At 48.6% G+C, this 12,210-nt stretch carries 7 rRNA genes; all 7 read left to right on the top strand.

Annotation, left to right across the window (positions count from 1 at the left end):
• Window positions 1-18: 18 nt before the first annotated feature.
• The 7 genes from rrf (MHH81_RS02065) to rrf (MHH81_RS02095) all read left to right on the top strand — a co-directional run bounded on the left by rrf (MHH81_RS02065) (window position 19) and on the right by rrf (MHH81_RS02095) (window position 11,973).
• Window positions 19-134, top strand: a 5S ribosomal RNA gene (rrf, locus tag MHH81_RS02065).
• A gap of 990 nt (window positions 135-1,124) precedes the next feature.
• Window positions 1,125-2,678 (top strand): 16S ribosomal RNA (locus MHH81_RS02070).
• Window positions 2,679-2,913: 235 nt separating this feature from the next.
• A 23S ribosomal RNA gene (locus MHH81_RS02075) occupies window positions 2,914-5,842 on the top strand.
• Window positions 5,843-5,898: 56 nt separating this feature from the next.
• A 5S ribosomal RNA gene (gene rrf, locus MHH81_RS02080) occupies window positions 5,899-6,014 on the top strand.
• Between the two features lie 1,069 nt (window positions 6,015-7,083).
• Window positions 7,084-8,637: ribosomal RNA gene (locus tag MHH81_RS02085) — 16S ribosomal RNA — on the top strand.
• Window positions 8,638-8,872: 235 nt separating this feature from the next.
• Window positions 8,873-11,801: ribosomal RNA gene (locus MHH81_RS02090) — 23S ribosomal RNA — on the top strand.
• Window positions 11,802-11,857: 56 nt separating this feature from the next.
• A 5S ribosomal RNA gene (gene rrf, locus MHH81_RS02095) occupies window positions 11,858-11,973 on the top strand.
• The 16S, 23S and 5S rRNA genes sit together here, the layout of an rRNA operon.
• The last annotated feature ends 237 nt before the right edge of the window (window positions 11,974-12,210 follow it).

The following is a 12,210-nucleotide window of genomic DNA, read 5'->3' on the forward strand; positions in this document are numbered from 1 at the left end:
TGAGTGAACAACTCAAGGTCTAGTGATGATGGCGAAGAGGTCACACCCGTTCCCATACCGAACACGGAAGTTAAGCTCTTCAGCGCCGATGGTAGTTGGGGGTTTCCCCCTGCAAGAGTAGGACGTCGCTGGGCACCAAGAAGTCGTTACCGAGAAATCGGTGGCGGCTTTTTTTTATTCGAAAAAGAAGACCGAAGGCAACATATACTTTATTTATAGAGAAGTGTACGAGAAAGTGGAGGGGCAAAGAGTTCGAGGAAGCAAAGAAGAGAGGCTCGGAACGTATAACATACGTGAGAACCGAAAGACTGCGGTTGACGAAGAAATCTGCCGCCCATCTGCTTTCGCAGCCCGAACACGGAAGTTAAGCTCTTGCGCCGATGGTAGTTGGGGGTTTCCCCCTGCAAGAGTAGGACGTCGCTGGGCACCAAGAAGTCGTTACCGAGTAATCGGTAGCGGCTTTTTTTTGTTTAGTTGCAGGTGAAGTGATCTCGGTTAAACATGATTTGGTCTCGTCTTCCTTCCAATAAGCCAGAAGGTGAAAAGTTATTCTTTCAGCTAATTACATGCGTAACGGGAAGTGCAGTCTAATGTTGACAACATAGGTGAACTTGAAAGTAGAGGACGAAGTCTTCGAGGATATAACGTTAGCAAATGTTATAGTAGATTATGTATTGAATTATCCAACAGTTGAAAGAAAAGATGTCTAGAGTGACCTTTACATACTTGATATAAGAAATAATAAGGTTCTACTAGTAGTATCTCGCTTTAATAAATTCCCCTATATACTGTGTTTCAGTTAGGTATCTTGAAAGTATTTTAAAGTTATTGTAAAAAAGGCTTGCTAATGCATTCGAAGGGTGGTATATTAATAAAGTTCTCTTTTTAATTAATGACTTTCCTAGAAAAAACAAATTAAAAAAGTTATTGACATTAATAACAAAATTTGTTATGATATAAAAGTCGTCAAAACGAGACAACAACAACATGAACATTGAAAACTGAACATGCAAAACGTTAAGACATATAGCTTGAAAGACTAACATCTGTTAGTTTGATAGCAACAATTTTTGACATCATTTAATGATGATGCCAGCAAAACAAATGAGCTTTTTAAGTTCTCTATTATGGAGAGTTTGATCCTGGCTCAGGACGAACGCTGGCGGCATGCCTAATACATGCAAGTCGAGCGAATGACGAAGAAGCTTGCTTCTTCTGATTTAGCGGCGGACGGGTGAGTAACACGTGGGCAACCTGCCCTGTAGATTGGGATAACTCCGGGAAACCGGGGCTAATACCAAATAATCCATTTCCTCACATGTGGAAATGTTAAAAGACGGTTTCGGCTGTCACTACAGGATGGGCCCGCGGCGCATTAGCTAGTTGGTAGGGTAACGGCCTACCAAGGCGACGATGCGTAGCCGACCTGAGAGGGTGATCGGCCACACTGGGACTGAGACACGGCCCAGACTCCTACGGGAGGCAGCAGTAGGGAATCTTCCACAATGGACGAAAGTCTGATGGAGCAATGCCGCGTGAGTGAAGAAGGTTTTCGGATCGTAAAACTCTGTTGTAAGGGAAGAACAAGTACGAGAGTAACTGCTCGTACCTTGACGGTACCTTATTAGAAAGCCACGGCTAACTACGTGCCAGCAGCCGCGGTAATACGTAGGTGGCAAGCGTTGTCCGGAATTATTGGGCGTAAAGCGCGCGCAGGCGGTCCTTTAAGTCTGATGTGAAATCCCACGGCTCAACCGTGGAAGGTCATTGGAAACTGGGGGACTTGAGTACAGAAGAGGAAAGCGGAATTCCAAGTGTAGCGGTGAAATGCGTAGAGATTTGGAGGAACACCAGTGGCGAAGGCGGCTTTCTGGTCTGTAACTGACGCTGAGGCGCGAAAGCGTGGGGAGCAAACAGGATTAGATACCCTGGTAGTCCACGCCGTAAACGATGAGTGCTAAGTGTTAGGGGGTTTCCGCCCCTTAGTGCTGCAGCTAACGCATTAAGCACTCCGCCTGGGGAGTACGGTCGCAAGACTGAAACTCAAAGGAATTGACGGGGGCCCGCACAAGCGGTGGAGCATGTGGTTTAATTCGAAGCAACGCGAAGAACCTTACCAGGTCTTGACATCCCGCTGACCGTTCTAGAGATAGATCTTTCCCTTCGGGGACAGCGGTGACAGGTGGTGCATGGTTGTCGTCAGCTCGTGTCGTGAGATGTTGGGTTAAGTCCCGCAACGAGCGCAACCCTTGATCTTAGTTGCCAGCATTCAGTTGGGCACTCTAAGGTGACTGCCGGTGATAAACCGGAGGAAGGTGGGGATGACGTCAAATCATCATGCCCCTTATGACCTGGGCTACACACGTGCTACAATGGACGGTACAGAGGGTCGCAACCCCGCGAGGGTGAGCTAATCCCATAAAACCGTTCTCAGTTCGGATTGTAGGCTGCAACTCGCCTACATGAAGCCGGAATCGCTAGTAATCGTGGATCAGCATGCCACGGTGAATACGTTCCCGGGCCTTGTACACACCGCCCGTCACACCACGAGAGTTTGTAACACCCGAAGTCGGTGGGGTAACCCTTACGGGAGCCAGCCGCCGAAGGTGGGACAGATGATTGGGGTGAAGTCGTAACAAGGTAGCCGTATCGGAAGGTGCGGCTGGATCACCTCCTTTCTAAGGATATATTACGGAATACAGATTTTTATCTGTATCTTAACGTTTTGCAGTTCAGTTTTGAATGTTCATTTTTATGAGCATTTGAAAACTTGTTCTTTGAAAACTGGATAAAACGACATTGAAAGAAATAAATTCAAGAAATTCGATTTATAATCACTTCGGTGATTATAGATTGTGTAGTACTTTTAACTACTAATTTTGAATGGACTCCAAGTAATTGGAAGCCATATTAGGTTAAGTTAATAAGGGCGCACGGTGAATGCCTTGGCACTAGGAGCCGAAGAAGGACGGCACTAACACCGATATGCTTCGGGGAGCTGTAAGTGAGCTTTGATCCGGAGATTTCCGAATGGGGAAACCCACTGTTCGTAATGGAGCAGTACATTTACGTGAATACATAGCGTATCTGTGGCACACCCAGGGAACTGAAACATCTAAGTACCTGGAGGAAGAGAAAGAAAAATCGATTCCCTGAGTAGCGGCGAGCGAAACGGGAATAGCCCAAACCAAGAGGCTTGCCTCTTGGGGTTGTAGGACACTCTACATAGAGTTACAAAGGAATGAGCTAGACGAAGCGATCTGGAAAGGTCCGCAGGATAGGGTAAAAGCCCCGTAGTCAAAAGTTCATTCTCTCTTGAGTGTATCCTGAGTACGGCGGAACACGTGAAATTCCGTCGGAATCTGGGAGGACCATCTCCCAAGGCTAAATACTACCTAGTGACCGATAGTGAACCAGTACCGTGAGGGAAAGGTGAAAAGCACCCCGGAAGGGGAGTGAAATAGATCCTGAAACCGTGTGCCTACAAGTAGTTAGAGCCCGTTAATGGGTGATAGCGTGCCTTTTGTAGAATGAACCGGCGAGTTACGATTACATGCAAGGTTAAGTTGAGAAGACGGAGCCGCAGCGAAAGCGAGTCTGAATAGGGCGAATGAGTATGTGGTCGTAGACCCGAAACCAGGTGATCTACCCATGTCCAGGATGAAGGTAAGGTAACACTTACTGGAGGTCCGAACCCACGCACGTTGAAAAGTGCGGGGATGAGGTGTGGGTAGCGGAGAAATTCCAATCGAACCTGGAGATAGCTGGTTCTCTCCGAAATAGCTTTAGGGCTAGCCTCAAACGTTAAGAATCTTGGAGGTAGAGCACTGTTTGGACTAGGGGCCCATCCCGGGTTACCGAATTCAGACAAACTCCGAATGCCAATGATTTATGTTTGGGAGTCAGACTGCGAGTGATAAGATCCGTAGTCAAGAGGGAAACAGCCCAGACCACCAGCTAAGGTCCCAAAGTATTTGTTAAGTGGAAAAGGATGTGGCGTTGCTTAGACAACCAGGATGTTGGCTTAGAAGCAGCCATCATTTAAAGAGTGCGTAATAGCTCACTGGTCGAGTGACGCTGCGCCGAAAATGTATCGGGGCTAAACAAATCACCGAAGCTGTGGATTGATACCTTTGGTATCAGTGGTAGGAGAGCGTTCTAAGGGCGTTGAAGTCAGACCGGAAGGACTGGTGGAGCGCTTAGAAGTGAGAATGCCGGTATGAGTAGCGAAAGACGGGTGAGAATCCCGTCCACCGTATGACTAAGGTTTCCTGAGGAAGGCTCGTCCGCTCAGGGTTAGTCGGGACCTAAGTCGAGGCCGATAGGCGTAGACGATGGACAACAGGTTGATATTCCTGTACCACCAAACCACCGTTTGAGTAATGGGGGGACGCAGAAGGATAGGGTAAGCGTGCTGTTGGTTATGCACGTCCAAGCAGTAAGGTGTGAATGTAGGAAAATCCGCATTCTATAACATTGAGCTGTGATGGCGAGGACTTAGTCCGAAGTTCCTGATTTCACACTGCCAAGAAAAGCCTCTAGCGAGGTGATAGGTGCCCGTACCGCAAACCGACACAGGTAGTCGAGGAGAGAATCCTAAGGTGAGCGAGAGAACTCTCGTTAAGGAACTCGGCAAAATGACCCCGTAACTTCGGGAGAAGGGGTGCTCTTTTGGGTGAATAGCCTAGAAGAGCCGCAGTGAATAGGCCCAGGCGACTGTTTAGCAAAAACACAGGTCTCTGCAAAACCGTAAGGTGAAGTATAGGGGCTGACGCCTGCCCGGTGCTGGAAGGTTAAGAGGAGTGCTTAGCGCAAGCGAAGGTGCGAATTGAAGCCCCAGTAAACGGCGGCCGTAACTATAACGGTCCTAAGGTAGCGAAATTCCTTGTCGGGTAAGTTCCGACCCGCACGAAAGGCGTAACGATCTGGGCACTGTCTCAACGAGAGACTCGGTGAAATTATAGTACCTGTGAAGATGCAGGTTACCCGCGACAGGACGGAAAGACCCCGTGGAGCTTTACTATAGCTTGATATTGAATTTTGGTGCAACTTGTACAGGATAGGCAGGAGCCTTAGAGCCCGGAGCGCCAGCTTCGGAGGAGGCGTCGGTGGGATACTGCCCTGGTTGTATTGAAATTCTAACCCATACCCGTAACCCGGGTAGGAGACAGTGTCAGGCGGGTAGTTTGACTGGGGCGGTCGCCTCCTAAAGTGTAACGGAGGCGCCCAAAGGTTCCCTCAGAATGGTTGGAAATCATTCGAAGAGTGTAAAGGCAGAAGGGAGCTTGACTGCGAGACCTACAAGTCGAGCAGGGTCGAAAGACGGGCTTAGTGATCCGGTGGTTCCGCATGGAAGGGCCATCGCTCAACGGATAAAAGCTACCCCGGGGATAACAGGCTTATCTCCCCCAAGAGTCCACATCGACGGGGAGGTTTGGCACCTCGATGTCGGCTCATCGCATCCTGGGGCTGTAGTCGGTCCCAAGGGTTGGGCTGTTCGCCCATTAAAGCGGTACGCGAGCTGGGTTCAGAACGTCGTGAGACAGTTCGGTCCCTATCCGTCGTGGGCGTAGGAAATTTGAGAGGAGCTGTCCTTAGTACGAGAGGACCGGGATGGACACACCGCTGGTGTACCAGTTGTTCTGCCAAGAGCATCGCTGGGTAGCTATGTGTGGACGGGATAAGTGCTGAAAGCATCTAAGCACGAAGCCCCCCTCAAGATGAGATTTCCCATTACGCAAGTAAGTAAGATCCCTCAAAGACGATGAGGTAGATAGGTTCGGGGTGGAAGCGTGGCGACACGTGCAGCTGACGAATACTAATCGATCGAGGACTTAACCAAAATAGAATTTGAAGAATTCAATGTCTTTTATCCAGTTTTGAGTGAACAACTCAAGGTCTAGTGATGATGGCGAAGAGGTCACACCCGTTCCCATACCGAACACGGAAGTTAAGCTCTTCAGCGCCGATGGTAGTTGGGGGTTTCCCCCTGCAAGAGTAGGACGTCGCTGGGCACTAAGAAGTCGTTACCGAGTAATCGGTGGCGGCTTTTTTTGTATTCGAAAAAGAAGACCGAAGGCAACATATACTTTATTTATAGAGAAGTGTGCAAGAAAGTGGAGGGGCAAAGAGTTCTAGGAAGCAAAGAAGAGAGGCTCGGAACGTATAGCCTACGTGAGAACCGAATGACTACGGACGATGAAGGAATCTACCGTCCATCTGCTTTCGTAGCCTGAACACGGAAGTTAAGCTCTTGCGCTGATGGTAGTTGGGGGTTTCCCCCTGCAAGAGTAGGACGTCGCTGGGCATTAAGAAGTCGTTACCGAGAAATCGGTAACGGCTTTTTTTGTTTAGTTGCAGGTGAAGTGATCTCGGTTAAACATGATTTGGTCTCGTCTTCCTTCTAATTAGTAGCTGTTACGAAAGTATGAAGATGTTGTAAATGAGCTACTACACAGAAAGTATATTACTTAAAGGTTGTCTACTACGAATTAAGTCAGAAGGTGAAAAGTTATTCTTTCAGCTAATTACATGCGTAACGGGAAGTGCAGTCTAATGTTGACAACATAGGTCAACTTGAAAGCAGAGGACGAAGTCTTCGAGGATATAACGTTAGCAAATGTTTTAGTAGATTATGTATTGAATTATCCAAGGGTTGAAAGAATAGATGTCTAGAGTGACCTTTACACACTTGATATAAGAAATTATTAGGTTCTACTAGTAGTATCTCGCTTAATAAATCCCCCTATATACTGTGTCATTTAGGTATCTTGAAAGTATTTTAAAGTTATTGTAAAAAAGGCTTGCTAATGCATTCGAAGGGTGGTATATTAATAAAGTTCTCTTTTTAATTAATGACTTTCCTAGAAAAAACAAATTAAAAAAGTTATTGACATTAATAACGAAGTTTGTTATGATATAAAAGTCGTCAAAACGAGACAACAACATGAACATTGAAAACTGAACATGCAAAACGTTAAGACATATAGCTTGAAGGACTAACATCTGTTAGTTTGATAGCAACAATTTTTGACATCATTTAATGATGATGCCAGCAAAACAAATGAGCTTTTTAAGTTCTCTATTATGGAGAGTTTGATCCTGGCTCAGGACGAACGCTGGCGGCATGCCTAATACATGCAAGTCGAGCGAATGACGAAGAAGCTTGCTTCTTCTGATTTAGCGGCGGACGGGTGAGTAACACGTGGGCAACCTGCCCTGTAGATTGGGATAACTCCGGGAAACCGGGGCTAATACCAAATAATCCATTTCCTCACATGTGGAAATGTTAAAAGACGGTTTCGGCTGTCACTACAGGATGGGCCCGCGGCGCATTAGCTAGTTGGTAGGGTAACGGCCTACCAAGGCGACGATGCGTAGCCGACCTGAGAGGGTGATCGGCCACACTGGGACTGAGACACGGCCCAGACTCCTACGGGAGGCAGCAGTAGGGAATCTTCCACAATGGACGAAAGTCTGATGGAGCAATGCCGCGTGAGTGAAGAAGGTTTTCGGATCGTAAAACTCTGTTGTAAGGGAAGAACAAGTACGAGAGTAACTGCTCGTACCTTGACGGTACCTTATTAGAAAGCCACGGCTAACTACGTGCCAGCAGCCGCGGTAATACGTAGGTGGCAAGCGTTGTCCGGAATTATTGGGCGTAAAGCGCGCGCAGGCGGTCCTTTAAGTCTGATGTGAAATCCCACGGCTCAACCGTGGAAGGTCATTGGAAACTGGGGGACTTGAGTACAGAAGAGGAAAGCGGAATTCCAAGTGTAGCGGTGAAATGCGTAGAGATTTGGAGGAACACCAGTGGCGAAGGCGGCTTTCTGGTCTGTAACTGACGCTGAGGCGCGAAAGCGTGGGGAGCAAACAGGATTAGATACCCTGGTAGTCCACGCCGTAAACGATGAGTGCTAAGTGTTAGGGGGTTTCCGCCCCTTAGTGCTGCAGCTAACGCATTAAGCACTCCGCCTGGGGAGTACGGTCGCAAGACTGAAACTCAAAGGAATTGACGGGGGCCCGCACAAGCGGTGGAGCATGTGGTTTAATTCGAAGCAACGCGAAGAACCTTACCAGGTCTTGACATCCCGCTGACCGTTCTAGAGATAGATCTTTCCCTTCGGGGACAGCGGTGACAGGTGGTGCATGGTTGTCGTCAGCTCGTGTCGTGAGATGTTGGGTTAAGTCCCGCAACGAGCGCAACCCTTGATCTTAGTTGCCAGCATTCAGTTGGGCACTCTAAGGTGACTGCCGGTGATAAACCGGAGGAAGGTGGGGATGACGTCAAATCATCATGCCCCTTATGACCTGGGCTACACACGTGCTACAATGGACGGTACAGAGGGTCGCAACCCCGCGAGGGTGAGCTAATCCCATAAAACCGTTCTCAGTTCGGATTGTAGGCTGCAACTCGCCTACATGAAGCCGGAATCGCTAGTAATCGTGGATCAGCATGCCACGGTGAATACGTTCCCGGGCCTTGTACACACCGCCCGTCACACCACGAGAGTTTGTAACACCCGAAGTCGGTGGGGTAACCCTTACGGGAGCCAGCCGCCGAAGGTGGGACAGATGATTGGGGTGAAGTCGTAACAAGGTAGCCGTATCGGAAGGTGCGGCTGGATCACCTCCTTTCTAAGGATATATTACGGAATACAGATTTTTATCTGTATCTTAACGTTTTGCAGTTCAGTTTTGAATGTTCATTTTTATGAGCATTTGAAAACTTGTTCTTTGAAAACTGGATAAAACGACATTGAAAGAAATAAATTCAAGAAATTCGATTTATAATCACTTCGGTGATTATAGATTGTGTAGTACTTTTAACTACTAATTTTGAATGGACTCCAAGTAATTGGAAGCCATATTAGGTTAAGTTAATAAGGGCGCACGGTGAATGCCTTGGCACTAGGAGCCGAAGAAGGACGGCACTAACACCGATATGCTTCGGGGAGCTGTAAGTGAGCTTTGATCCGGAGATTTCCGAATGGGGAAACCCACTGTTCGTAATGGAGCAGTACATTTACGTGAATACATAGCGTATCTGTGGCACACCCAGGGAACTGAAACATCTAAGTACCTGGAGGAAGAGAAAGAAAAATCGATTCCCTGAGTAGCGGCGAGCGAAACGGGAATAGCCCAAACCAAGAGGCTTGCCTCTTGGGGTTGTAGGACACTCTACATAGAGTTACAAAGGAATGAGCTAGACGAAGCGATCTGGAAAGGTCCGCAGGATAGGGTAAAAGCCCCGTAGTCAAAAGTTCATTCTCTCTTGAGTGTATCCTGAGTACGGCGGAACACGTGAAATTCCGTCGGAATCTGGGAGGACCATCTCCCAAGGCTAAATACTACCTAGTGACCGATAGTGAACCAGTACCGTGAGGGAAAGGTGAAAAGCACCCCGGAAGGGGAGTGAAATAGATCCTGAAACCGTGTGCCTACAAGTAGTTAGAGCCCGTTAATGGGTGATAGCGTGCCTTTTGTAGAATGAACCGGCGAGTTACGATTACATGCAAGGTTAAGTTGAGAAGACGGAGCCGCAGCGAAAGCGAGTCTGAATAGGGCGAATGAGTATGTGGTCGTAGACCCGAAACCAGGTGATCTACCCATGTCCAGGATGAAGGTAAGGTAACACTTACTGGAGGTCCGAACCCACGCACGTTGAAAAGTGCGGGGATGAGGTGTGGGTAGCGGAGAAATTCCAATCGAACCTGGAGATAGCTGGTTCTCTCCGAAATAGCTTTAGGGCTAGCCTCAAACGTTAAGAATCTTGGAGGTAGAGCACTGTTTGGACTAGGGGCCCATCCCGGGTTACCGAATTCAGACAAACTCCGAATGCCAATGATTTATGTTTGGGAGTCAGACTGCGAGTGATAAGATCCGTAGTCAAGAGGGAAACAGCCCAGACCACCAGCTAAGGTCCCAAAGTATTTGTTAAGTGGAAAAGGATGTGGCGTTGCTTAGACAACCAGGATGTTGGCTTAGAAGCAGCCATCATTTAAAGAGTGCGTAATAGCTCACTGGTCGAGTGACGCTGCGCCGAAAATGTATCGGGGCTAAACAAATCACCGAAGCTGTGGATTGATACCTTTGGTATCAGTGGTAGGAGAGCGTTCTAAGGGCGTTGAAGTCAGACCGGAAGGACTGGTGGAGCGCTTAGAAGTGAGAATGCCGGTATGAGTAGCGAAAGACGGGTGAGAATCCCGTCCACCGTATGACTAAGGTTTCCTGAGGAAGGCTCGTCCGCTCAGGGTTAGTCGGGACCTAAGTCGAGGCCGATAGGCGTAGACGATGGACAACAGGTTGATATTCCTGTACCACCAAACCACCGTTTGAGTAATGGGGGGACGCAGAAGGATAGGGTAAGCGTGCTGTTGGTTATGCACGTCCAAGCAGTAAGGTGTGAATGTAGGAAAATCCGCATTCTATAACATTGAGCTGTGATGGCGAGGACTTAGTCCGAAGTTCCTGATTTCACACTGCCAAGAAAAGCCTCTAGCGAGGTGATAGGTGCCCGTACCGCAAACCGACACAGGTAGTCGAGGAGAGAATCCTAAGGTGAGCGAGAGAACTCTCGTTAAGGAACTCGGCAAAATGACCCCGTAACTTCGGGAGAAGGGGTGCTCTTTTGGGTGAATAGCCTAGAAGAGCCGCAGTGAATAGGCCCAGGCGACTGTTTAGCAAAAACACAGGTCTCTGCAAAACCGTAAGGTGAAGTATAGGGGCTGACGCCTGCCCGGTGCTGGAAGGTTAAGAGGAGTGCTTAGCGCAAGCGAAGGTGCGAATTGAAGCCCCAGTAAACGGCGGCCGTAACTATAACGGTCCTAAGGTAGCGAAATTCCTTGTCGGGTAAGTTCCGACCCGCACGAAAGGCGTAACGATCTGGGCACTGTCTCAACGAGAGACTCGGTGAAATTATAGTACCTGTGAAGATGCAGGTTACCCGCGACAGGACGGAAAGACCCCGTGGAGCTTTACTATAGCTTGATATTGAATTTTGGTGCAACTTGTACAGGATAGGCAGGAGCCTTAGAGCCCGGAGCGCCAGCTTCGGAGGAGGCGTCGGTGGGATACTGCCCTGGTTGTATTGAAATTCTAACCCATACCCGTAACCCGGGTAGGAGACAGTGTCAGGCGGGTAGTTTGACTGGGGCGGTCGCCTCCTAAAGTGTAACGGAGGCGCCCAAAGGTTCCCTCAGAATGGTTGGAAATCATTCGAAGAGTGTAAAGGCAGAAGGGAGCTTGACTGCGAGACCTACAAGTCGAGCAGGGTCGAAAGACGGGCTTAGTGATCCGGTGGTTCCGCATGGAAGGGCCATCGCTCAACGGATAAAAGCTACCCCGGGGATAACAGGCTTATCTCCCCCAAGAGTCCACATCGACGGGGAGGTTTGGCACCTCGATGTCGGCTCATCGCATCCTGGGGCTGTAGTCGGTCCCAAGGGTTGGGCTGTTCGCCCATTAAAGCGGTACGCGAGCTGGGTTCAGAACGTCGTGAGACAGTTCGGTCCCTATCCGTCGTGGGCGTAGGAAATTTGAGAGGAGCTGTCCTTAGTACGAGAGGACCGGGATGGACACACCGCTGGTGTACCAGTTGTTCTGCCAAGAGCATCGCTGGGTAGCTATGTGTGGACGGGATAAGTGCTGAAAGCATCTAAGCACGAAGCCCCCCTCAAGATGAGATTTCCCATTACGCAAGTAAGTAAGATCCCTCAAAGACGATGAGGTAGATAGGTTCGGGGTGGAAGCGTGGCGACACGTGCAGCTGACGAATACTAATCGATCGAGGACTTAACCAAAATAGAATTTGAAGAATTCAATGTCTTTTATCCAGTTTTGAGTGAACAACTCAAGGTCTAGTGATGATGGCGAAGAGGTCACACCCGTTCCCATACCGAACACGGAAGTTAAGCTCTTCAGCGCCGATGGTAGTTGGGGGTTTCCCCCTGCAAGAGTAGGACGTCGCTGGGCACTAAGAAGTCGTTACCGAGTAATCGGTGGCGGCTTTTTTTGTATTCGAAAAAGAAGACCGAAGGCAACATATACTTTATTTATAGAGAAGTGTGCAAGAAAGTGGAGGGGCAAAGAGTTCTAGGAAGCAAAGAAGAGAGGCTCGGAACGTATAACATACGTGAGAACTGAACGACTGCGGCTGACGAAGAAATCTGCCGCCCATCTACTTTCGCAGCCCGAACACGGAAGTAAAGC

This window comes from Psychrobacillus sp. FSL H8-0484 (assembly GCF_038005325.1).
In the GTDB taxonomy this organism is placed as follows: Bacteria; Bacillota; Bacilli; order Bacillales_A; family Planococcaceae; genus Psychrobacillus.